The 23,456-nt window shown below is 61.3% G+C and carries 15 protein-coding genes and 1 pseudogene; 9 read left to right on the top strand and 7 right to left on the bottom strand.

The genetic code is table 11. The annotated features are described in order from the left end of the window. Positions 1-38 precede the first annotated feature (38 nt). The 3 genes from GRI43_RS12660 to GRI43_RS12650 are packed head-to-tail and all read left to right on the top strand — an operon-like array spanning position 39 to position 6,020. Positions 39-2,444 carry a glycoside hydrolase family 3 N-terminal domain-containing protein gene (locus GRI43_RS12660; RefSeq protein WP_160731444.1) on the top strand — a complete coding sequence of 802 codons (2,406 nt, stop codon included), beginning with the start codon at positions 39-41 and terminating at the stop codon, positions 2,442-2,444. Continuing rightward, on the top strand, positions 2,441-4,828 hold the full coding sequence (locus GRI43_RS12655) for a glycoside hydrolase family 3 N-terminal domain-containing protein (RefSeq protein WP_160731443.1): 2,388 nt from the start codon (positions 2,441-2,443) through the stop codon (positions 4,826-4,828). Before GRI43_RS12660 ends, GRI43_RS12655 begins: the two co-directional genes overlap by 4 nt. A gap of 1 nt (position 4,829) precedes the next feature. Further along, positions 4,830-6,020, top strand: coding sequence for an endo-1,4-beta-xylanase (locus GRI43_RS12650; protein WP_235903752.1), 1,191 nt, complete (start codon positions 4,830-4,832; stop codon positions 6,018-6,020). A gap of 223 nt (positions 6,021-6,243) precedes the next feature. Here the strand turns inward: GRI43_RS12650 and GRI43_RS12645 are convergent, their stop codons facing one another. After that, positions 6,244-9,615 carry a TonB-dependent receptor gene (locus GRI43_RS12645; RefSeq protein WP_235903751.1) on the bottom strand — a complete coding sequence of 1,124 codons (3,372 nt, stop codon included), beginning with the start codon at positions 9,613-9,615 and terminating at the stop codon, positions 6,244-6,246. A 167-nt stretch (positions 9,616-9,782) separates the two neighbouring features. Here GRI43_RS12645 and GRI43_RS12640 point away from each other — a divergent pair, with 167 nt between their 5' ends. Genes GRI43_RS12640 through GRI43_RS12630 form a run of 3 tightly spaced genes read left to right on the top strand, consistent with a single transcriptional unit; the run spans position 9,783 to position 13,896 of the window. Further along, positions 9,783-11,354, top strand: a complete 1,572-nt coding sequence (locus tag GRI43_RS12640; protein ID WP_338090047.1) for a tryptophan halogenase family protein — start codon at positions 9,783-9,785, stop codon at positions 11,352-11,354. After that, a complete protein-coding gene (locus tag GRI43_RS12635; RefSeq protein WP_160731442.1) occupies positions 11,354-12,889 on the top strand; it encodes a tryptophan halogenase family protein in 1,536 nt (511 codons plus the stop codon). Before GRI43_RS12640 ends, GRI43_RS12635 begins: the two co-directional genes overlap by 1 nt. After that, positions 12,886-13,896 (top strand): cupin-like domain-containing protein, encoded by a 1,011-nt coding sequence (locus tag GRI43_RS12630; protein ID WP_160731441.1) that lies wholly within the window; start codon positions 12,886-12,888, stop codon positions 13,894-13,896. The genes GRI43_RS12635 and GRI43_RS12630 overlap by 4 nt, the downstream gene beginning before the upstream one ends. Before the next feature lie 18 nt (positions 13,897-13,914). Here the strand turns inward: GRI43_RS12630 and GRI43_RS12625 are convergent, their stop codons facing one another. Genes GRI43_RS12625 through GRI43_RS12615 form a run of 3 tightly spaced genes read right to left on the bottom strand, consistent with a single transcriptional unit; the run spans position 13,915 to position 18,351 of the window. Further along, positions 13,915-15,375 (bottom strand): tryptophan 7-halogenase, encoded by a 1,461-nt coding sequence (locus tag GRI43_RS12625; RefSeq protein WP_160731440.1) that lies wholly within the window; start codon positions 15,373-15,375, stop codon positions 13,915-13,917. After that, positions 15,372-16,895 (bottom strand): tryptophan halogenase family protein, encoded by a 1,524-nt coding sequence (locus GRI43_RS12620; protein WP_338090046.1) that lies wholly within the window; start codon positions 16,893-16,895, stop codon positions 15,372-15,374. Before GRI43_RS12620 ends, GRI43_RS12625 begins: the two co-directional genes overlap by 4 nt. Positions 16,896-16,905: 10 nt before the next feature. Next, positions 16,906-18,351 carry a sugar porter family MFS transporter gene (locus tag GRI43_RS12615; RefSeq protein WP_160731439.1) on the bottom strand — a complete coding sequence of 482 codons (1,446 nt, stop codon included), beginning with the start codon at positions 18,349-18,351 and terminating at the stop codon, positions 16,906-16,908. 88 nt (positions 18,352-18,439) lie between these two features. Here GRI43_RS12615 and GRI43_RS12610 point away from each other — a divergent pair, with 88 nt between their 5' ends. Genes GRI43_RS12610 through GRI43_RS12600 form a run of 3 tightly spaced genes read left to right on the top strand, consistent with a single transcriptional unit; the run spans position 18,440 to position 21,983 of the window. Continuing rightward, positions 18,440-20,005, top strand: coding sequence for an aldehyde dehydrogenase (NADP(+)) (locus GRI43_RS12610; RefSeq protein WP_160731438.1), 1,566 nt, complete (start codon positions 18,440-18,442; stop codon positions 20,003-20,005). Between the two features lie 43 nt (positions 20,006-20,048). Further along, the gene (locus GRI43_RS12605; RefSeq protein ID WP_160731437.1) at positions 20,049-20,738 is read left to right on the top strand and encodes a DUF6445 family protein; all 690 of its coding nucleotides are present in this window, start codon (positions 20,049-20,051) and stop codon (positions 20,736-20,738) included. A gap of 54 nt (positions 20,739-20,792) precedes the next feature. Further along, entirely contained in the window at positions 20,793-21,983 is a 1,191-nt protein-coding gene (locus GRI43_RS12600; protein WP_160731436.1) for a Gfo/Idh/MocA family protein, read from the top strand. 275 nt (positions 21,984-22,258) lie between these two features. On the opposite strand, the pseudogene GRI43_RS14100 reads toward GRI43_RS12600, so the two are convergent. From GRI43_RS14100 to GRI43_RS12590, 3 genes and pseudogenes are all read right to left on the bottom strand, one after another. Beyond that, positions 22,259-22,402: pseudogene (locus GRI43_RS14100) on the bottom strand (DUF6538 domain-containing protein); the annotation flags it as partial. Positions 22,403-22,444: 42 nt separating this feature from the next. Next, positions 22,445-22,924: a hypothetical protein gene (locus GRI43_RS12595; RefSeq protein WP_160731435.1), complete on the bottom strand. Its 480-nt coding sequence runs from the start codon at positions 22,922-22,924 to the stop codon at positions 22,445-22,447. Further along, complete coding sequence (locus tag GRI43_RS12590) at positions 22,911-23,456, bottom strand: GNAT family N-acetyltransferase (protein WP_160731434.1); 546 nt, start codon at positions 23,454-23,456, stop codon at positions 22,911-22,913. Before GRI43_RS12590 ends, GRI43_RS12595 begins: the two co-directional genes overlap by 14 nt.

Here is a 23,456-nt window from a genome sequence, read left to right as displayed (position 1 = left end):
GGGCAGTCAAGCCGCGCGCAGGGGAGAGGATTTTGGCTATGGGTCGTGTTAAGCGGAGCGCACTCGCGTTCGGGGTGTGCCTGGCGGCACTTCAGGTCACGGCTATCGCGCCCGCGTTGGCACAGGAAATCGCGGTAGAGCGAGCGATGCAGGATGCCCCCTACTGGAACGCGAACCTGCCGGTAGAGCAGCGCGTGGACGACCTTCTTGCGCGCATGACGCTGCAAGAGAAAGTCGCGCAGATCATCACCGTCTGGGACAGCAAAAGCGACATTCAGGGCGAAGACGACGTATTCGATCCGGCCAAGGCCGCAGCCAAATATCCCGACGGGATCGGCCAAATCGCCCGCCCCTCCGACAGGATCGGCCCCTCAAGCCCGCGCGAAGTGCCGCGCCGCAGCATCGAAGACAGTATCCAGTATGTGCTCGATGCCCAGAAATGGGCGATGGAGGAAACGCGTCTCGGCATTCCCGTTTTGTTTCACGAAGAATCGCTTCACGGTTTCGCGGCGAAGGATGCAACCGCCTTCCCTCAATCCATCGGCCTTGCCAGCACTTGGGACCCCGATCTCGTCCGCGAGATCAACGACCTGATTGCCGGTGAGGTGCGTGCGCGCGGCGTCCATCTGGTTCTCTCCCCAGTCGTGGATGTCGCGCGTGATGCGCGCTGGGGCCGGATCGAGGAAACTTTCGGCGAAGACCCATATCTGGTTGGTGAAATGGGCGTGGCATCGGTCGAAGGTCTGACCGGCAAAGGCACCGAGCGCACCCTGAAAGACGGCCAAGTGATGGCCACGCTGAAGCATATGACGGGCCACGGACAACCGGAAAGCGGCACTAATGTCGGCCCCGCCCAGATCAGCGAGCGCACCTTGCGCGAAATGTTCTTCCCGCCCTTCGAGCAGGTCGTGACCCGCACCGCCATCGACGCGGTGATGGCCAGCTACAACGAGATCGACGGCATCCCGTCCCATTCCAACAGCTGGCTGCTAAACGACGTGCTGCGCGGCGAGTGGGGTTTCCGGGGCGCGGTGGTATCGGATTACTATGCCATCGAAGATCTGGCCCGGTTGCACCGGATCGTGCCCGACTACACGGCGGCGGCAGAACTGGCTCTGAATTCGGGAGTGGATGTCGATCTGCCCGAGGGCGCCGGCTTCGTGAACCTCGTGGAAAGCGCAAAGGCTGGCCGTGTCTCGATGGATGCCATCGACACCGCCACACGCCGTTTCCTGACGATGAAATTCAATGCGGGCCTGTTCGACAATCCGTGGCCAGACCTCGCTCTCGCCAAGACCTCGAACGGCCCGGAAGGCGTGGCGCTGGCCCGCAAAGCCGCGGCCAAATCGCTCGTCCTGCTCAAGAATGACGGCGTCCTCCCGCTCGCCTTTCCCGATGCTGGTGCGGAGAAACCCACCATCGCGGTGATCGGTCCGAACGCCGACGTTGCGCGGCTGGGCGGATATTACGGCGAGCCGCGGGCCAGTGTGACACCCCTGGAGGGCATTCGCGCTCTGGTCGGGGACCGCGCCAATATCGTGACCTCGCTTGGTGTGGAAATCACCAAGGGCGACGATGACTGGTGGGACGACACGGTAGAATTGGGCGATCCGGCCGAAAATCGTCGCCGCATTGCCGAAGCGGTGGAAGTGGCACGGGATGCCGACACGATCGTTCTTTTCATCGGCGACACGGAAAAGACCAGCCGTGAGGGCTGGGCTCCGGGCCATCTGGGCGACCGGACCAGTCTCGACCTGGTTGGCGAGCAGAACGAACTGTTTGCCGCGATGAAGGCCTTGGGCAAACCCGTCGTCGTGGTTCTCGTGAATGGCCGCCCGCCGAGCTATCCGGCAGTGGCAGAGCAGGCCGATGCGATTCTGGAAACCTGGTATGCCGGCGAGCAGCAGGGAACCGCGATTGCCGATGCGCTGTTCGGACGCGTTAACCCCGGCGGGAAAATGCCGGTCACGACGGCGCGCAATGTCGGTCAGTTGCCCAATTTCTACAATTACAAACCGAGCGCGCGGCGCGGATATCTCTTTACCGAGGTCACGCCGCTCTTTCCGTTCGGACACGGCCTGTCTTACACCAGCTTCGATATCGGGGCGCCTACCCTGTCCTCCTCCAGCATCAGCGCAGGCTCGGGCGTGACTGTCCGCGTTCCCGTCACCAATACAGGCGGCATGGCCGGTGACGAAGTGGTGCAGGTGTATTTGCGCGACGATATCAGCTCGGTCACGCGGCCGGTCAAAGAACTGGCTGGTTTCCAGCGCGTGACCCTGCAACCGGGCGAATCTCGGCAAGTCGATATCGCAATCGAGCCGCGCTCCTTCATGATGTGGAACCGCGACATGGAAAGGGTCATCGAACCGGGTGACTTCACGATCATGGTCGGCCCCAATTCGGAGGACCTGCAGGAAGCCAAGCTTACGGTGACCCCGTGACGCTCCACCGCCGCGACGCGCTCAAGCTGCTGGCAAGCGGCAGCCTGTCGGCGCTCGCGGTGGCGCAGGCTCCGGCAGCTTTCGCGCAAGGCGGCGTGCTGTATAAAAACGCCTCCGCTCCGATCGCGGCGCGGGTTGCCGATCTTATGGCCCGCATGACGCTGGAGGAGAAAGTCGCGCAAATCCGCACTGCCTGGGCGGCAAAAGGCGACATGATCGATGATCTGGCGTTCAATCCGGCCAAGGCCAGCGCGGCCTTTCCCGACGGCATCGGCCATGTCACCCGCCCCAGCGATAAGCGCGGCGTGCCGGGTATCTCCGGCGCAGCTGGCGGCACGGCAGCCCGCTGGCGAACGCCGGAACAAACAGTCGATTTCATCAATGCGCTGCAACGCTGGGCGCTGGAAGACACACGTCTGGGTATCCCGGTGCTGCTTCACGAAGAATCCCTGCACGGCTATATGGCGACAGAGGCGACCATGTTCCCGCAGGCCATCGCATTGGCAGGCAGCTTCGATCTAGACCTGATGCGCCGCGTCCAGTCGCTGACAGCGCGCGAGGTGCGGGCGCGCGGCGTCCCGCTGGTTCTCAGCCCAGTGGTCGACATCGTCCGCGATCCCCGCTGGGGCCGGATCGAGGAGACCTGGGGGGAGGATCCCTATCTGGTCGGAGAAATGGGCGTAGCCGCCGTCGAGGGACTGCAAGGCCCCGGCAAGTTCGAGACGCTACGCGAGGGCAAGGTCTTTGCCACGCTGAAACACATGACCGGCCACGGCCAGCCCGAGGCCGGCAACAACATCTCACCCGCCCAATTGTCGGAGCGCGAGCTGCGCGAGAATTTCTTCCCGCCGTTCCGCGAAATCGTGCAGCGCACGTCGGTCGGCGCGGTCATGCCCAGCTATAACGAGATCGACGGTATGCCCAGCCATGCCAGCACTTGGCTGCTGGGCAGTATTTTGCGCGGCGAGTGGGGCTTCGACGGCGTTATCGTCAGCGATTATGGCGGGGTCCACGAGCTGGCGACATTGCACAAGGTGGCAAACGATCTGGAGGACGCCGCGCTGCAATCGCTGCAGGCCGGTGTCGACAGCGAATTGCCGGAAGGCATGGCCTACGCAACCGTGACGCAGGCAGTACGCGCGGGCCGAATTCCCGAAGCGCTGGTCGATACCGCGTGCGCCCGCATGCTCGCACTGAAGTTCCGCGCTGGACTGTTCGAAAACCCGTTCGGCGACAACGCTCTGACTGCCCGGATTACCGGCAATGCAGAAGCGCGCACTCTAGCGTTGGAGGCTGCGCGCAAGGGCGTCTGCCTGTTGACGAACCGGGACGCTACCTTGCCGCTCGACCGGTCTAGCATGGGCCGCGTGGTAGTAATCGGACCCAACCACGCCATCGCGCGCCTCGGCGGGTATTCCAGCGTGCCGAAGCAGGCGATCAGCCTGATCGAGGGCTTGCGGCAGGTCGCACCGGATGCCGACTTCGTCACCGCTCAGGGCGTCTTCATCACCACTAGCGAAGACCGCTCCCAGGACCTGATCTATCTGGCCGACCGGGCGAAGAACCTGCAATTGATCGAGGAAGCTGTCGAAATCGCGCAAACCGCCGATACGATCATCCTGGCGATCGGCGATACCGAGCAAACCAGCCGCGAAGGCTTCGCCACGAACCACCTGGGTGATCGGACCGATATCGATCTGGTTGGTGAGCAGAACGAACTGGTCGATGCCCTGGCCGCGCTGGGCAAACCCCTGATCGTTGCCGCCTATAACGGCCGCCCGCCAAGCTGGCCCAACGTCGTGGACAAGGCCGATGCCATCCTCGAATGCTGGTATCCGGGTCAGGAAGGCGGCATCGCCGTTGCCGAGGCGTTGCTGGGCGACATCAATCCGGGTGCCAAACTGCCGGTGACGGTGGTGCGGAACGAGGGGCAGATCCCCTATTTCTACAATCACAAGCCAAGCGCGCGGCGCGGCTATCTGTTCGATGACAAGGGACCGCTTTTCCCGTTCGGGCACGGGCTGTCCTACACCACATTCGACATATCGGCACCGCGACCCGCACAGCGCCGTTACGGCGTGAACGAAACCATCCTCGCAGAAGTAGACGTACGCAATACCGGCACGCGCGCGGGCGACGAGGTCGTCCAGCTTTACATCACGCGCACCGATGTTTCGGTGACGCGGCCCGTCCTGGAGCTGAAAGGCTTCGAGCGAGTCACCCTGCAACCCGGCGAGACGCGGACGGTCAGCTTCGCCATCCCGCCGGAACAGCTGACAATCTGGAATCGCCAAATGCGGGAAGTGAACGAGCCGGGGCCGGTGATCCTCTCTGCCGGCGGCAGTTCCGCCAATTTGCAAAAAACCGACGTGGAGATCGTTTAGAATGGACAGTCGTTTTGAAATGTCACGCCGCGCTGCGCTGGCCGGTCTCGCATCGGTTCCGCTGGCATCGTGTATGGGCGGGGCGGCCAACATTTTGGCTCCGGCTGACAGCACAATGACAGGCGGGGTCTTCCCGCAGCCGGGGCTGGACACCATCGCGCAACGCGGCGGCCGCCGCTTCGGCAGCGCAATCGCCTCCACTCCGGGCCGGACCGATGCGGGCAGTATCCAGAACCCGGCCTATGCGCGCCTGATCAAGGCGGAATGCGGCATGGTGGTGCCTGAAAACGAGATGAAGTGGCAGGCCCTTCGGCCCGACGCCGAAACGTACGATTTCAGCCGGATGGATTCCATCGCTCAGTGGGCGCAGCAAAACGACCTTGCCCTGCGCGGCCACACCTTGCTGTGGCACCGCCCGCAATGGTTTCCCGACTGGCTGAATACTTACGATTTCGGATCTGCTCCGGTCGCCGAGGCCGAACGGCTGGTGACCGAACACATCCGCGCAGTCACGCGCCGCTACAAGGGCCAGATTACCAGTTACGATGTGGTCAATGAAGCTATCGACCATGATCGCAATGCACCGATCGAGACCAGCCTGAGCCGCGCGATGGGCAGCCCGGAGGCAGTCCTCGACCTTGCATTCCAGACCGCGCGCGAAGAGCTTCCCGAGGGCCAGCTTGTCTATAACGACTACATGAGCTGGGAGCCTGCCCACCGTAAACATTGCGATGATGTGCTGCGCCTGCTGGAGGGGTTCCGCAAGCGCGGGACGCCGGTCGATGCGCTGGGTATCCAGTCGCATATCGAGATGTTCTCGATCGACCCAGCAACCGGCGTCGGGCCTTATGCCGAACGCGAATGGCGGCGTTTCCTCGACGAGGTGACCGGCATGGGATACCGGCTGCTGATCACCGAGTTCGACGTGAAGGACAAGGCGCTACCAGCCGATGTGACCTTCCGCGATGCGAAGGTCGCCGATTTCGCGCGGCGGTATATGGATCTGATGATGGAATACGGCGACCATCTAGACGATGTCCTGGCCTGGGGGATGGCCGACAAATACAACTGGCTGCAATATTTCGGCCCGGCGGAGCGCGAGGACGGTCTGGAAGTGCGCGGCACGCCGTACACTTCAGATTTCGAGGCGAAGCCGCTGCGGACAGCCTTGGCGAAATCGCTCGCCGGCTGAACGGGAGCCAAAGCCAGACGGGCCACTCGCGCAGGGCCCACCTTTCCAGAGGGCCCGTCCACCGCAAGGTCGGCGGGCCTTTTTTATGTTGCGTGGAGAATCTGTGCGGGAACATCCTCATAGCAGCCTGCCGGCCCGCTTTCCGCTTTCGCTGCGTGCAAAGAATAAGGCCGTCTCGCCCTAGAGCAAGACGGCCATTCTTATCCTCGGGAGGAATTGAGGGTCAGAAGTTTCCGCGAACGATGAAGGAGAACCGGCGGTCGTTCATAAAGAACGAACGCGGTGCCAGCACATCTGGATCGCCCGTGTAAGCCTGCGAAGTCTTGGTCACTTCGTTGAGCAGGTTCACACCCTGCACACCTACCCTGAGGCGATCGTTCACGTTGAAGAAGATCGACGCATCAAGCTGGCCGGTCGGCTCGTTGAAGATTGAATAATACGGAAAGATCACGTCCGAGGCCGTCAAGAGGAAGCGGGACCTCCAGTTGTACGCAGCCCTCAGCGAGATCGGCCCCTTCTCGTAGAAACCGGCAACGTTGTAGTTGTGCTTGGACAATTGTTCGAGCGGCAGGTTACCGGGCGGTATCGTCGATTCATTGACCGGTGCACCAGTGTTCAGGAAGGTGTTGGGCAGACCTTCGCTGTCGATGTAGGTATAGTTCGCCTGCACCCCGAACCCGTCGAGCGGACTCGGCAAGAAGTCGAAGGTTTGCTGGTAGGCAACCTCGAACCCCTTGATCTTGCCGGTTCCATTGAAGTTCGCCGGACCGCGCACCGTCACATTGCGCGTTTCGCCGCTGGCATTGCTAATCGTTTCTTCGCGGATCGACTGGAAGAAGAAGTTGTCGATTTCCTTGTAGAACCCGTTCAGCGTCAGCGAACCAACCCGCGCGAAATACCACTCTAGGGAGGCATCGAACTGCCATGCCGTGGCGGGCAGAAGCGTGGGATCACCGGCATTGCCAGTGAAGTTGCCCGACGTATCGATGCTCGATGTGAAGTAATTCCGGATGTAGCTGTTTTCCGGACGGGTCAGGACCTTCGAACCGGCGAATCGCAGGATCAGATCGTCTGACAGGCCGAATTTCAGGTTCATGCTCGGCAGGAAGTAATCGTAGCTGTTCTTCACAGAATTGAACTGGAAGCTGCCATCGGCAAAGTTTTGCAGCGCCTCGTAGGCGTCCTGACCCAGCGTACAGATCCCGCCCGGACGCACCTGCCCACCGCCCAGTTCGGCCGGCCGATCACGCGGCTGGCAGCGAACGCTGAACGGATCGGCAATGTTCAGCGATGCCGCCGATCCCGGACCGCGCGAGCTCTGCGAACGGACGGTGGTGGAGACATAGCGCAAACCGGCATTGCCCGAAAAGCGGACGCCGCCAAAAATGTCGTCGCTGCCGAAGCGCACCATGGCATAGATTGCGGTGTCATCCTGCTGCACGCGCTGGATGTCCGACGGAAGGAATGGAGATCCGCCAACCGTGCCGCCGCGGCCTGCCAGCGGAGCCCAGGTCGGGCCGCCACCCAGTTCACGTGCGCGGTCCTGGATCGACTGGAAGTAGGCGACCGATTCGTCGTACCCACCAGTCAGATCGCCATCGTAGTAGAAAGCACCCGGAGGGGCAGGGACTTCACCGCGGAAGAAATTCGGAAATTCATACCGTGCCTGGTTTCCGTCACCGGCCGTGTCGTCGAAATTGACCGGGCGGGATCCGGACCACGTCTCGCTGAGCATGCCCCAATTGTAGGTGGTGTACCGAACCGTCTGGTCGCGGGTCTGGAAGCGCGCACCGACTTTCACTTCGCGAAGGAAGGCATATTCGTCGATGTCGTATGTCGTGTCGATTTGGAAGGCGAACTGGTCGCCCTTGCTTTCCTCAATATGATCCATCGCGGCGCGCCAGAACTGGAAGCGTGGATCGTTAAAATATTCCTCGTCCGTCGCATTGGCGAGCGCTTCGCCCGGAGCGGACCAAACATATCCCAGATATTGCGGCTTGCGCGGGATGATGTTGGGATATTCACCGGAAATGTCGAGTTCCTGGTCGGCGAAGTTCGAACCGAATACGCTGAAGTCGACATTCTCTTTCTTGGATGTGGCATACTGGGCATCGAGCTCGATACCAAATTTCTCTGTCAGCTGATGCTGCAGATTGAGGCTGTAATCCTGGTTGGTGACCTCGTCATCGACCTGTCGGCGGGCCAGCGAGTATTGCGAACCGCCAATCGGCACGAAGGGCGATGCGCCGGGATCGCCGCGCCAGCCATTGCTGACATCGGTGATGTATCCCGACTGGAAGAGGCCGGATTCATCATACTGGTAATCTGTAAACCCGCCGACCGGACATTGCGCGCGCGGCGGTGTTTCGTCGTCCGGATTGACGGCTCCGTTGCTGTCACGAACGGGCGGGCCATCGGCGTTCTGCAGGCAGCCGACCGGGAAGGTGGAATATTCCGACAGATCCGGAGCGGCTTCGTAGGTATATTCGCCCCATTTGTTCGTCGTGTGCGAACGAATGAATTCCGCAGTCAGCAGGGTCCGCTCGTCTGTGCTTTCCCACTGGCCGGAAATGGCGAAACCGTCACGCTTGCGGTTGAATTCCTGCGTCCGGAACTGTCCGCCTACGGGTGCAACCCGCGAATCAGCATAGTCTGCAAAACCGTCCGCGCCGGGGCTTCCCAAAGCATCGCAGGCAGCGCCTCCGCCGGGTAACGTCAGGCTGTCCGATCCGGAAGGCAAGCGCGTCCGGCAAATCAGGCGGTCGGCGGTGTTGGCGGCGGCGACCAACTGGCCATCGCGCGTCTGGTAATTGGCGATCTGAATGCCGTCGGCGCGGCTCTTGACCTGCGACAAAGAACCGCTCACCAACAGGCCGAAACGGCCGGCACCGGTGTCCCAGGTATTGCTGATCAGTAGCGAGCCGGTCGGGCTCCACTCTTCGGCAAAATCGGAATAGTTTGCCTCGGCCCCGAAACCGATATGGAAACCATCGCGATCGAATGGCTTGCGGGTATTGAGGTTGACGGTGCCCGCAAGCCCGCCTTCAATCATGTCGGCGGTAGAGTTCTTGCTGATGATCACAGAGCCGAGCAATTCGGAGGGAACATCGGCGAAATTCAGCGCCTGCCCACCGACGCCTGCGGCGAAAGCGGTACGGCCGTTGAATTCGGAACGCACGAAATTGAGGCCGCGCACGACTACGCCGGAGCCCTCGACCGAGAAGTGATCGGGATCGTTCGATCCGGCAAAACGGTTGATCGCGATTCCGGGAACGCGCTGCAGCGCCTCGGTCACAGAACGGTCAGGCAAGGCACCGATATCTTCTGCAGTGATCGCGTCGACCACAGTGTCGGAGTCGCGCTTGATATTCTGTGCATTGGCCAGCGACTGACGGATACCGCTGACCACAATGACGCTCTCATCGGCTTGGCCGACGACCACCGGATCGGAATCCTGATCGTCGGGATCAGCATCCTGAGCGAAGGCAGGCGCGCTGCACATGACGCTTCCCACGACAAACGCAGATGCACCCGTCTTGAGGATGCTTTTCAGCAGATTCCCCTGCACGGCATTATGCCCGTAATTCTTGGCCATATGACCTCCCCTCCCATGTTAGCGCTACCATCTTTGGATGCGCTGCTTGATTTCCCTTATCGATCGGGTTTATCGGGCAGTTTCGGGCTTGGCAAGTCACTTAGTGCGAAAACAGCCCGCACCTGTGGTAAATTGCCAACAAATGGCCGATCGACTAGGGTCATAAAGTGTCGGTGAGGGGAAATGGTATCGGTAACGCAAATCGTCTCAAGCGGGTTGTCATCGTTGGCGGCGGAACGGCCGGATGGATGGCAGCGGCCGCGCTTTCGCGGTTCTTCGCCGATGGCCAGCGCACCATCACGCTGATCGAATCGGATGCGATCGGAACGGTCGGCGTCGGCGAGGCGACCATTCCGCCGATCTGCAATTTCAACGCGATGCTGGACATCAAGGAAAGCGATTTCCTGCGCGAAACACGCGGGACGTTCAAACTCGGCATAGAATTCGTGAACTGGGGCCGTGTGGGCGACAGATATTTCCATCCCTTCGGCGAGTATGGCCAGGATTTTCATGGGATCCAGTTCCACCATCTCTATCTGCGCGAATGCGCGCGCAGCGGTCAGGCCGGCGGGATCAGCGAATATTCGATGAGCACGATGGCCGCGTGCAGTGCGCGATTCGGCAGGCCTGCCCAGGGCGCACAGTCCCTCGTCAACCAGATCGCCTATGCCTATCATTTCGATGCCAGCCTTTACGCAGGGTTCCTGCGGCGTCTGGCGGAGCGGCAGGGCACCCAGCGCCGCGAGGGCCGCATCACCGATGTGCAGCGCAATAGTGAAACCGGCGACGTGATGTCAGTGAAACTGGAGAACGGCGAGAAAATTGCCGGCGACCTGTTCATAGATTGCTCCGGTTTTCGCGGGCTTTTGATCGAAGAGGCACTGCAAACGGGCTATGAAGACTGGAGCCATTGGCTGCCGATGGACCGGGCCATCGCCGTGCCAACTGCAAACCAGGGCTCGCCCGACCCCTTCACGCGCTCCACCGCACATTCGGCAGGCTGGCAATGGCGCATCCCGTTGCAGCACCGCACCGGCAACGGTCATGTATTCTCCAGCGCGTATATGGATGAGGACGAGGCCCGTTCCATCCTGCTCGACAATTTCGAAGGCGAACCACTGGCAGAGCCGCGCACCCTGCAGTTCAAGACCGGGATGCGGCGCAAGGCATGGAACCACAATGTCGTTTCGCTGGGCCTCTCGGGCGGGTTTATCGAACCGCTGGAATCGACCAGCATTCATCTGATCCAGAATGGTATCCAGCGTCTGTTCGCGCTCTTTCCCGACAACCCGATCAGCCCGCTGGAGCGCGATGAATACAATCGCGGGATGGCCGAGTTGTTCGAGGATGTGCGCGACTTCATCATCCTGCATTACAAGGCAACGCAGCGCGGCGATTCGGAATTCTGGCGCTATGTCCGGGACATGGATGTCCCGGATAGCCTGGCGCGCAAGATGGAGCTTTGGCGGCTGCATGGCCGGGTCTTCCGCGAGAACGCCGAACTGTTCACCACGCCAAGCTGGGTCGCAGTCATGTTGGGGCAGAATATCGAACCTTCGTCCTATGATCCGATTGCCGACACGCTGGACGAGAGCAAGGTTGCAGCGGCGATGGAGCAGATGCGCCGTGCATACGCCGAAACCGCGAAAAAACTGCCCGGCCATGAGGCATTTATCCGCCAGTCAGGCGGGTGGCACGAAGATATGCCACGCCCATTTGCTGCCGCGGGGATCGGCTGATGAGCGCAGCGCCGGTCAGAAAAGTGGTTATCGTCGGCGGGGGCACTGCTGGCTGGATGGCAGCAGCCGCCCTGACCCGCATCATGGGCGATTTGCCGGGCTTTTCAGTCACTCTGGTGGAAAGCGAAGCCATCGGCACGGTCGGTGTGGGCGAGGCTACGATCCCGCAGATCATCGGGTTCAACCGGATGCTGGGTATCGACGAGATGCACTTCATGCGCGAAACCCGCGCCACCTACAAACTGGGCATCGAATTCGTCGACTGGCTGCGGCCCGGACACGCCTACGTGCATCCGTTTGGCTCGTTCGGTCTGGATATGCTGGGCATAGAATTCCAGCATTTCTACCTGCGCGGCAGGGAGTTGGGCGAAACAGACCCGATCGATGCGTATTCGATTGCGGCGATGGCCGGAAAGGCTGGACGGTTTTTCTGGCCGCAGGCGGAAAATCCTAAGTCGCCGATGTCCAAACTCTCCTATGCCTTCCAGTTCGATGCAGGCCGATATGCGCGGTTCTTGCGCACCATGTCCGAAGCTGCCGGGGCGCGGCGGATAGAGGGCAAAATTGTCGATGTCGGGCAGGACAGCGAAACCGGGTTCGTCAGCCATGTGGAACTGGAGGGCGGCCGCACTGTCGAAGGCGAGCTGTTCATCGATTGTTCGGGCTTCCGCTCGATGCTGCTTGGCCAGACGATGGACGTGGCTTTCAACGACTGGAGCAAATGGCTGCCCTGCGACAGTGCAGTGGCGATCCCGTGTGAACTGGGTGGACGGAATGAACCGCTGACCCGCGCAACGGCACGGCCCGCCGGGTGGCAATGGCGCATCCCGCTGCAACACCGGCTGGGCAATGGGCACGTGTTTTCCTCCGCGCATATCGAGCGTGATGCGGCGACGGATGTGCTGCTCGCCAATCTCGACGGAAAGCCCTTGTCAGACCCGAACCAGCTCAGCTTTACGGCAGGGCATCGGTCGCGCTTCTGGGAGAAGAACGTCGTAGCATTGGGGCTTGCGGCGGGTTTTCTCGAACCGCTGGAATCGACCTCTATACATCTGGTCCAGTCGAGCATTGCGCGGCTGTTGGCGCTCTTCCCCGACACCCGGTTCAACGAGGTCGAGATTGCTCGGTTCAACATGGAAACGCTCCGGGAATATAGCGACATTCGCGATTTTCTGGTGCTGCATTATCGCGCCAGCGAGCGGGACGATTCGGAGTTCTGGCGCTATTGCCGCAACCTCGACGCACCCGGCGGACTGTCCGAAAAGATCGACATGTTCCGCAGCTCGGGCCGGATATTCCGGGAAAACAACGAACTGTTTACAGAGGCAAGCTGGCTGTCAGTTCTGCTCAGCCAGGGCATCCACCCGGAGAACTACCATCCCGCCGCCTGCATGCTGGACACGGACGAGACCCGCACTCGCCTGCGCCATATCCGCGACGTGATTGCGCAAACGGCCGGGCAGTTGCCCACGCAGGACGATTTCCTGCGCGAACAGGGCGGAGCGATCGCGCCTGCCGATCTGCTGCAGGCATGACATCGCTGCCAGCCCCGCAAGCGATTGATCAACACATCGGCGGGGCGATCGATCAGGCCGCGTTCGATGCGCTGAGGTCGGCTGTCCGCCCCGCAGTCTTGCGCGGGATTGCTGCGGATTGGCCGGCCGTACAAGCGGCAAACACCGGCAACCGGGCAATGGTGGACTATCTGACGGCGAGGGCGGCCGCCCGGCCGATTGGCGCAATCGCCGCCGCGCCTTCGGAACTTGGGCGGTTCTTTTACACAGCCGATCTCTCGCGGCTTAATTTTATCAAGGGCACAGGCGCACTGGACGCGTTTCTGGAGGATTTGCTGCGCGCTGCGGAACTACCGGATGCGCCGGCGATGGCTGTGCAGTCAGAAGAAATTGCGGCGCTGATCCCTGCGTTCACCCAGTCCAACCGGCTAGACATATTGCCCGGCGTTTCGCCCCGTATCTGGATCGGCAACCGCATCCGCGTCGCTCCGCATTACGATGCAAAGGAAAATGTCGCTGTTTGCGTGGCCGGGCGTCGCCGTTTCACCCTGTTCCCACCGGACCAGATCGCCAATCTTTATCCCGGTCCGTTCGAACGGACCCCGGCAGGAACGCCGGTCAGCATGGTGGATCTGGCGAATCCCGATCTCGGCAAATATCCGCGTTTTGCAGAAGCCGCGCAGCACGCGGTGCAGGCCACACTGGAGCCGGGCGATGCAATCTACATTCCCTATGGCTGGTGGCATGGCGTTGAATCGCTGGAGGCGGTCAGTGTCCTCGTCAATTACTGGTGGGCGCCGGGCCTGCCAGACGGGATCGGCAGTCCTTATGACGCGCTGCTGCAGGCCCTGTTGTCTTTCAAGCATCTGCCCGAAGACCAGCGCGAGGTGTGGCGCACTATGCTCGACTACTACGTGTTCGAAAAAGGCGGCGATCCGGCAGAACATCTACCGCCGCACGCACAGGGCGTTCTTGGCCCGGCCAGCACCCAATTGTTCGACACAATGCGCTCTCTAATCCGGCAGTAACGTTCGCTAGCCTGGGGATTACCCTGCCTGAAGAGCGGATATCAGCCATTGCTGGTAAGGCGGCGCGAATTCCAATGCGGCCTGTGAAGCAGCTGCAAACTGCGCCCTCGCCTGTTCTTCCTCCGCTCCGTCCGAATGGCGCGCAACGGGCGGCAGGCCGGGTTTGAAACCCAAGGCAACCAGGAGGGCAAATTGCTCCTGCGACAAATGCGGTGACTCTTCGCGGAAAGGCAAGCGTCCGCGCCGCTGGAACTGGTCGATGACTTCGCCTGTCCTGCCCGGCATGGTCTGTTCCCCGAACATCTCGCGCGCGGATTGGCTCGCGAAATGCAGGGCGAGGATGTCACGCACGCCTTCCATCATCAGCACGGACCGGCGGTTGTATTCCGCCCGCTCCAGCGGCTCTATACTGCATCCGGGCAACATTTCGAGCAGCAGGTCGAGCTGCCGGTGCGCCAGATCGAGGTGGTAGGGACCCAAGGGTTCAAACCGGGCAGCCGCGTCCCCCAGGGCCACGACATTCCCGATCCACGGGCGCGCGGCGCATCCCGGGCTCATAGTGATGGCCGCTGCCGCCGGAACGCCCAGTGTTGCAAGCGCGATTTCCCGCGAGACGCCCTCACCAACACCCAGCGCTGTATACAGGCCGTCGCGTCCCGCGACCTGCGTAGTCCAGCCCGTCTTGCCGAGCAGGACGCGGTCTTCCAGCGCGATAACCGGCGCGCCCGTTTCGCCCAGATAGACGGTACGGGTCGGCAAGCTGTCCGACCAGTCGGAGTTTTCGAAGCCAGGCTGGGAGGCCAGCAGAGTGGCTGCCGGACCGCTGCAATCGACGAACAGGTCGCCCTCGATCTGCCCCTGCCCGGCGATGGAAATGGCGCGGACCATGTCGCCTTCTCCGGGCACGACAGCGTCGACGCGCCCCTCGACATACTGGACTTGAAGCGCCTGCGCGTGGCCGATCAGCAGATCGCGATAGGCCGTCGGATTCCATCGCAGCGCGTAATCTATATCGGAGATGGGCGTTGCCGCGTCGGGCGGCGGGGGCGCGAAACGTCCTGCATCGGCCAGCACCTCGGCAAGCGATCCTGCTTGCCGCAAACCAGTGGGGTTCCGCCGGTATCCGCCCCATTCGCGGGCGAATGCGGTCTTCAGTGAAGGGTCCAGCGTTTCGCCATAGGACAGCACACCGCCCTGCTCGGCTGCGCCCCAACCGGCAAACCGGCTGACCAGCCTGTAGCTGCCACCTGCCTTCAGGATCAGCTCGCTTTCGACAATGCCCAGCCGGTCATGCAACTTGTTCGTGAAAGGGAGCGCGGTGGGCGACCAGTCGGCAAAGGAAGCGGGCGACGGTTGCTGGCCGACCAGTACGACCTCGCACACCGGCAAGGCGCGGCGAAACGCTATCGCCGCCAAGACGGACAATTGTCCGCCGCCGACAATGGCAATGCGGCGAAGTGGTTCGCGCGGAATGCTCATGCTGCGGCGGCGAGGCGTGCAGCTTCGGCCTGCAAATATTCCCTGTGGCCGGGCATGGCCGCAACCTCGCGTTTCACCGCCTCATGCAGCTTCTCGGCCGCACCTGCCAATTGCTGCGGATTGCCAAGGGCCGGGCGCACATCGTGTTGCTGGGGCAACAGCCCCTGCCCGACATACACCGCGATCCAGCTGGCATCGTAGAACAGCCCGTCGGAATATTTCTCTATACGCCCTGCCCGTCGCCACAATTCCAGCTTGTCCGCCAGGCTATCGGGCACGGTCATCGTGCGCACGTGGTTCCAGAATTCGGAATCGTCGCGGGTCGTGGCGTTGTAATGCAGGATCAGGAAATCGCGAACACGGTCGTATTCCATATCGACCAGCCGGTTGAATTCGTCGCGGTCGCGCGGGTCGATCCGGCCATCTTCGGGAAACAGTTCGATCAGGTAGGTAATCGCCATCTGCGCCAGGTAGATGGAGGTCGATTCCAGCGGTTCGAGGAACCCGCTGGCGAGGCCCACGCCGATGACATTGTGGCTCCACGAACGGCTGCGTCTGCCGGGGCGAAAGCGCAGGATGCGCGGGTCGGCGAGCGGCTCCCCCTCGGCTGCCTCGCGGATCATCTCGCAGGCCTCGTCCTCCGAGATGTGGGCGCTGGAGAAAACGTAGCCATTGCCCATCCGGTGCTGCAGCGGGATCTGCCAGCGCCATCCGGCGGGCATGGCCGTGGCCGTGGTATAGGGGCGGATGTCATCGGTGGCATGGGTGCAAGGCATGGCCGCAGCCCGGTCGCAGGGCAGCCAATGCGTCCAGTCTTCCCATTCCACATCCAGTTCCTGCCCCAGCAGCAACGATCGGAAGCCGGAGCAGTCGATGAACAGATCGCCTTCGATCCGCCGCCCGTCCTCCAGTTTCAGCGCCAGAACATCACCGCTCTCGCCATCGCGATCGACAGAGGTAACTTTACCCTCGTGGCGTTCCACCCCGATGGACATGCCGAATTCGCGCATGAAGGGGCCGAACAGCGTGGCATCGAACTGGTAGGCATAGCCGTATGTCGATGAGAGGCTGTCGTCCTGCGATGGCGGCGTAAATCTGTTTGCCAATGCGGCGGTGACTGCGAGGGAATACTCCCCGAGCGGGCGCGCCAGCCCCTGCCGCTCCAATTCCAGCCAGTAATGGTGGAAACCGACGCCGTTCAATTCCTCCCCGAACGAACCGAACGGATGGATATAGCTTTCGCCGATCCGCCCGAAATCGCGGAAATCGATGCCCAGCTTGTAGGTCGCATGGGTCGCCTTCATGAAGGCAGCCTCGTCGATGCCGAGCTTCTCGACGAAGCCCCGGATATGCGGCAGCGTCGCCTCTCCGACACCGACGATGCCAATGTCTTCGCTTTCCACCAGTTGCACCTGCGCCGTTTCGGGCAGCAGGCGGGCAATGCCGGCGGCGGTCATCCAGCCGGCCGTGCCGCCGCCCAGAACGACGACGCGAACCGGCTGATCGGACCCGTCTTTCACGCCGCCCACGCTAGCCCTGCATGTCTTCCAGTTCCATGCCCTTCGTCTCGCGCACCATAAGCCACACGAATACGACAGAGATCGCCGCACTTACGGCGTAGAAGCCATAAGCGCCGCTGAGGCCGATGGAGGCCAGCATGATTGGGAAAGTCATCGTGATCCCGAAGTTCGAAATCCACTGGGCAAATCCGCTGACCGCTAGGCCCGACCCTCGTATCTGGTTCGGGAACATCTCACCCAGCATGACCCACATTACCGGGCCCCAGCTGAAATTGAAAAACGCGACATAGACATTCGCCGCAATCAGCGCTGCGAGGCCGGCCCCGTCGGAAAGCTCCAGCGTGCCGTCCACCAGCGATCCGCTCATGAAGGCAACCGACATGATTGCCAGCGTCACGGCCATGCCCGCCGAGCCTATCAGCAGCAACGGTTTGCGCCCGATCCGGTCGATCAGGGCAATCGCAGCAACACAGGACGCAATCGATATCGTGCCGCTGAGAATGTTGATCTTTAGCGCATCGGACTCGCTGAAGCCGACAGCCTGCCACAGGACTGCGCCGTAATAGAAAACGACGTTAATCCCGACGAGCTGCTGGAAAGTCGCCAACCCGATACCGACCCAGACAATTGTCCGGATCTTGCCGTTCGATTTGTCGATCAGGTCCGACAGGCGCGGCGCGTGATCGTTGGAGACAGATCGTTCGATCTCGCCAACCTTGCGCTCCCCGGCGCCGCCGCCGAACAGCCGGTCGAGGACGGAGCGGGCAGCATCAGTGCGGCCCTTGGTCACCAAAAAGCGCGGGCTTTCCGGTATGAAGAACAGGGCGATCAGGAAGATGGTGGCCGGTATCAGCTCGATCCAGAACATCCACCGCCACGCCTCGAAGCCGAGCCAGTATTGCGACGTCGAAGATCCGGCTGTCTCTGCCAGCAGATAATTCGACAGGAATGCCGCCGTCAGGCCGACGATGATCATGATCTGCTGAATACTGGACAGTCTGCCACGCATGTCTGCTGGCGTGACTTCGCTAATATACGCGGGCGCAAGAACGCTGGCGGCCCCCACCGCGAACCCGCCGATGATCCGGTATATGATGAATTCGGCGGAAGACCCGGCAATGCCCGACCCGTAGGCGCTGACGATGAAGAACATCGCTGCGATCATCAGCGTGTTCTTGCGGCCAAGCATGTCGGCCAGCCGGCCCGCGACAAACGCCCCGACAGCGCAGCCCAGCAGCATCGATGCAACGTTGAATCCGGTGCCCACATCATCCGAATCGAAAGCGATCCGCAGCCCGTCGACCGTGCCGTTGATTACCCCGCTATCGAAGCCGAACAGAAATCCGCCCAAAGTGGCGACCGCGACAATTGCCGTGATCAGCCCCAGATTGGTGCCATTTTGCGAAGTGTCCAAGTTTCCCCCTCCCACAAGCCGGTCTATTGCAACGCCGGCCATTTATGTTAGCGCTACCTTTCACTGAATTTCGCAGCGTTGCAAGCTGCGTTTTCGAAACAATGACACTGATCGGGTAAGAGGTACATCAATGCTGACTGGCAAAAATCTGGTTGCGGGCCATTGGCGCTCCGGCGAAACGACTTTCAACGCGGTTGAAGCCGCCAGCGGCAAACCGATCGAGCCCGCCTTTGCCGAGGCCAGTTCAGCAGATGTCGGTGATGCTTGCGAGGCTGCTGCACAGGCGCAATCCACCTTCGGCGCCCTTGCGCTGAAAGATCGCGCGGCCTTCCTTCGTCTTGCAGCCGACAAGATCGACGCCTTGGGAGATATCCTCACCCAGCGGGCAATGCTCGAAAGCGGTCTTCCCGAAGCGCGGCTGAATGGGGAACGGGGCCGCACTGTCGGCCAGCTTCGCCTGTTCGCCGATGAAGTGGAAGACGGCGCATGGCAGGGCCTGCGGATCGACCATGCCGATGCAGGGCGCACGCCGCCAAAACCCGATTTGCGGATGCGCAAGATTCCGCTCGGACCTGTCGCAGTTTTCGGTGCGAGCAACTTCCCGCTCGCCTTTTCCGTCGCCGGAGGTGACACCGCCTCGGCCCTGACGGCGGGCTGCTGCGTCGTGGTGAAGGGGCACCCTGCACATCCCGGCACATCCGAACTGGTTGCCGGAGCGATCTCTGCAGCGCTGAAAGAATGCGGCCTGCCGCAAGGCGTCTTCTCTCTTCTCAACGGCACCGATTACGCGCTTGGCGAGGCACTGGTCAAAGACCCGCGCATCGCCGCTGTCGGCTTCACCGGATCGCGCGCAGGAGGCCTTGCCCTGATGGAGCATGCCGCCAGCCGCGACGTGCCCATTCCCGTCTATGCCGAGATGAGCAGCGTCAATCCGGTCGTCCTGATGCCGGGCCGAATGGCAGAAGCCGCCGCCGATCTGGCGCAGGCCTATGTCGCATCGCTGTCGATGGGTGCAGGCCAGTTCTGCACCAACCCGGGCATCGTGCTGGCAGTGGACGGCGAACATACCGCGCAATTCATCGGCGCGGCGCGAGCTGCATTGGAAGGCGTCCCCGCCCAGACCATGCTGACCGGCGGTATCCGCGATGCCTACGAATCCGGCATCGATACGCTCGGCGCACAAACCGGCGCGGAGCTGGTCGGGACCGGCGCAGAAGGGACCGGCCCCTGCGGGCGCTCTTATGTCTACACCGTGTCGGCCGCAGATTTCCGCAGCAATCCGGCATTCGAGCAGGAAGTGTTCGGCCCAAGCTCGATCATCGTGCGCTGCACCGATCTGGACGAGGTCGCGGACATCCTTTCCGGGATGGAGGGCCAACTGACCGCAACGCTCCACATGGCGCAAACCGACCACGAGGCTGCTTGCGCGCTTCTGCCGATCTTGGAACAACGCGCTGGCCGGATCATCGCCAATGCATGGCCCACAGGCGTGGATGTGACCCATGCCATGGTGCACGGCGGACCGTTCCCCGCAACCTCCGATGGCCGGAGCACCTCTGTCGGCACACTCGCCATCGACCGCTTCCTGCGGCCGGTATCCTATCAGGATATGCCCGCGAGTCTCCTGCCAGCGGGCTTGCGCGAAGGCACATCTGGCACTCTGGTCCGCGTCAACGGCACGTGGCGTTTGCCCTGATACGCTTTTGACCACTGCCACGTGGGAGCCCGATGTGCCAGCCATGACCGCCCTGCCTCAAGCCGAGCTATCGATCCGAAGCATCGGCCACGAAAAGGAGCCGCTGGTGATACTCGACGGATTCAGTGCGATGGCAAAGGCATTGCTGGCGACGGGACGCGCGGCGCATTTCCAGCAGGCCGGGGCATTTTACCCCGGCCTGCGAGCCGCAGTCAGACCCGACCTGATCGAGCAACGCCGCGATCTGGTCACCGGCATCCTCGAACAGGTCTTCGCTCTGCGGCAGGAAATCGTGCTCGAAATGCTGGCCTATGCGCTGGTCAGCACGCCGCGCGCGCGGTTGCAGCCGATGCAGTGCATTCCGCATTACGACCAGGCAGGCGCCCACGTGGTCGCGGGGATGTTCTATATGCTCGGCAAGGAAACAGGCGGCACGGCATTCTATCGCCACCGCCGAACCGGCTTCGAAACGATTTCAGCGGCGCGCGAGGCCGATTATCACGCAGCCGTGTCCGAGGAATTCCGCACACTCGGCCCTCCGCCGCGCGATTACCATTATGGCGACAGCGACCGGTACGAAATGATCGGTGAAGTGGAGGCGCAGCCCGACCGGCTGGTGCTCTATCGTGGCCGGTTGCTGCATTCCGGCGTGATACCCGCGCATATGCCGTTGTCATCCGATCCCGGCTCGGCGCGAATGACGATGAACATGTTTTTCGCGGGCCAGAGATGACGACCGGTTGCGTGGACCATCCTGACCGGCAAGCCGATAAAGCAGGAGCATGACATGACTTCAAACGGACCGAGATGGCACCCCACACGGCGCGAGACGCTGATCGGTGCCGCTGGTGCAGCCGCTCTCACAGCATCCGGCAAACTTGTCGCCCAAACTGCCGAGGGACAGCCGCTGATCGGCGACCCCGTCCTGCCCGACGTTCCTGCCAAGCGCCTCGGATGGGCCATCGTAGGGTTGGGAACGTTCGCCATCGGGCAGGTCATTCCCGGATTTGCGGGTGCCCGTCACTCGCACATCTCGGCCTTCGTTTCGGGCAATCCGGACAAGGCAAAGTTGCTCGCGGCCCGTTACGGTGTGGAGCGAATCTACAGCTACGCGAATTTCGACGCGATTGCCGAAGACCCATCGATCGACTGCGTCTATATCGTGCTGCCGGTCGGCCTGCACGCTGAGTACACGATCCGTGCGCTTAAGGCTGGCAAGCACGTGTTATGCGAAAAACCCATGGCATCGAGCCCCGCCGAAGCGGAGGCCATGATCGCCGCAGCCGAGGCGGCCGACCGCAAGCTCGGTGTTGCATACCGCGTGCATTTCGAGCCGAACAATGTGCATGTCCTGGGCCGGGTGAACAGCGGCGCGCTGGGAGAGATGCGGTATATTTCAGCAGATCACGGTTTCTCTGCCAACCCTGACTACCCCCCGCACAAATGGCGGCTGGAGAAGGAACTAGGCGGCGGCGGTTCCTTATGGGACATCGGCATTTACGGCATCAACACCTCTCTCATGATGCTGCCCGGCGACCACGTGACGTCGGCGTCGGCTGCATACGCCACGCCAGACGGTGATCCCCGGTTCTCGCAGGTCGAGGGCGCAATCGACTACCGATTGAGGATGGCGAGCGGGATCAACGTCCAGGGTTCCTCGTCCTATTGCTACAGCCCCTATGTCTCGCGCCAGCGTTATTTCGGCAGCGATGCCAGCATCGAAATGCAGCCCGCGACGACCTATTACGACAACGAGATCAGGTTCGAGGGCGCCGGGCATGCGCCGCGGACCTATCGCGCGGGCAACGCAGAGAGCCAGTTCGCGGCGCAAGTGGACGGCTTCTCCCGCGCCGCGCGGGGCGAGGACACGGTTCGCACACCGGGCGAAATGGGCCTGCGCGACCTGCGCATCATGGAAGCCTGCTATGCCAGCGCCAACAGGGGCGGGGCTGTGGTGGAGATCGATATTCCCGTCTAGACAAGCAGATGCGTCAGCGTCGAAGAATGCCCGCATCGGTTTGATCGAACGGCAGGATCGATCCGGCCTCGCCGAACTGCAGCATACCGTTTGTATGCTTCGCCGAGGGTGATCGCATCCACTTGAATGGGAGCAATCTCGAACGGATTACGGGAAACAGTCGAGGACCCTATTTCCTTCTCGCCGCAAGACGGTCTGCCGAGATTGTTCAGAATGTCGGCGTTGAATGCCTGACCAGCGTCGCGTCCGGTGATCTCAATGTTCGCTTCAATAGCACTAATGGTCGCCGCCAACCTTCGGGGGGCGATCCTCTTGCTATCGGTGCGAAGTGACCGCCAAACCTCTTTGCGACCAATCAATCTCTGCGCGTCGAGCGGAACCAATTGCCGATAGTAGTATCGGCGGCCACGTATGAACACGCCTTTGGGCAAATTTCGTAGCAATTGATGGGATGCACCCCTTCAGGAGGGCGGGTAACGCATGAGAATGAAGACGAGAAAGAACGTAAAAACGATGGAGTAGAAGCTCATCGCTCGGAAATACCCGTATCTTAACTTGGCCTCAGCAACCAACTCACTCTCATAGTCAGATTGAGATTCAGACCCCGCTTTTGAAACGGCGCTAATACAACGTATTAGAATCGCTGTCATCACCAGATAGGCAATGATTTCGATGCGGATTAGATAGGCACCAATTCCTTTGTCAGAGTAGCTGGTGTAGGCAAAAATTAGAACTGCGAGCATGATCGATACATGACCAATTAATATCGAGACTCTGCTTTGAACCGTATCGATAAGTTCTCTGAAGTAGGAGATCCTATTATCCTCAGTTTGCGAGATGCTCTCGATACGATTGGAAATCTTGTCAAAGTTCACCACAAGCGCGCAAATCAACCGCGCGATGGAGTCAAAAATTTTAAAAAACACCTCAATCACGCTCAATCTCCATCTCCCAGGTGAGAGCCTCGTGGCCATAGTGCTCCTGATCGAGTCCGGTTTGCCTAAAGCCTAAACGCTCAACCATCCGGTGCGCACGCGCGTTGTCTGGCCGAGTCGTGGCAAATATCGAGGATTGGTCTGTCATGTCCGTGATCCGTGCAGTCGCCCATGACAGCACCTCGCTCGCCAGGCCCTGCCCCCATTGGTCTTTTGAGATATATGCCAAGAGCTCAACAGACTGCCGTTCTCGGTCAAATACCTGAGCGCCTGCCATGCCTACAAATCTATCATCCAGCATCACTGCATATGGGCCAAACCCGTACAACGAATAGTGACTAAGCCTATGGTCCAATAAGTGGCGAATGTTGCTGGGCCCCCAAGGCTTTCGCGACCAAGACATATCTGGGTCACCCGCTAACAGTTCCACCATGCCCGCGAAGTCTTGATCCTCGAGCGGTCGAACGCACAGACCATCCCTAATTTGAATTCTTTCAAGCGGGAACGCTTGCTGCAATTTAGCGAGTGGTTCTTCCAT

Origin of the sequence: Pontixanthobacter luteolus, from assembly GCF_009828095.1 — a bacterium.
Lineage (GTDB): Bacteria > Pseudomonadota > Alphaproteobacteria > Sphingomonadales > Sphingomonadaceae > Pontixanthobacter > Pontixanthobacter luteolus.
The sequence above is the reverse complement of the archived record's forward strand: the minus strand, read 5'-3'. Positions and strand labels throughout refer to the sequence as shown.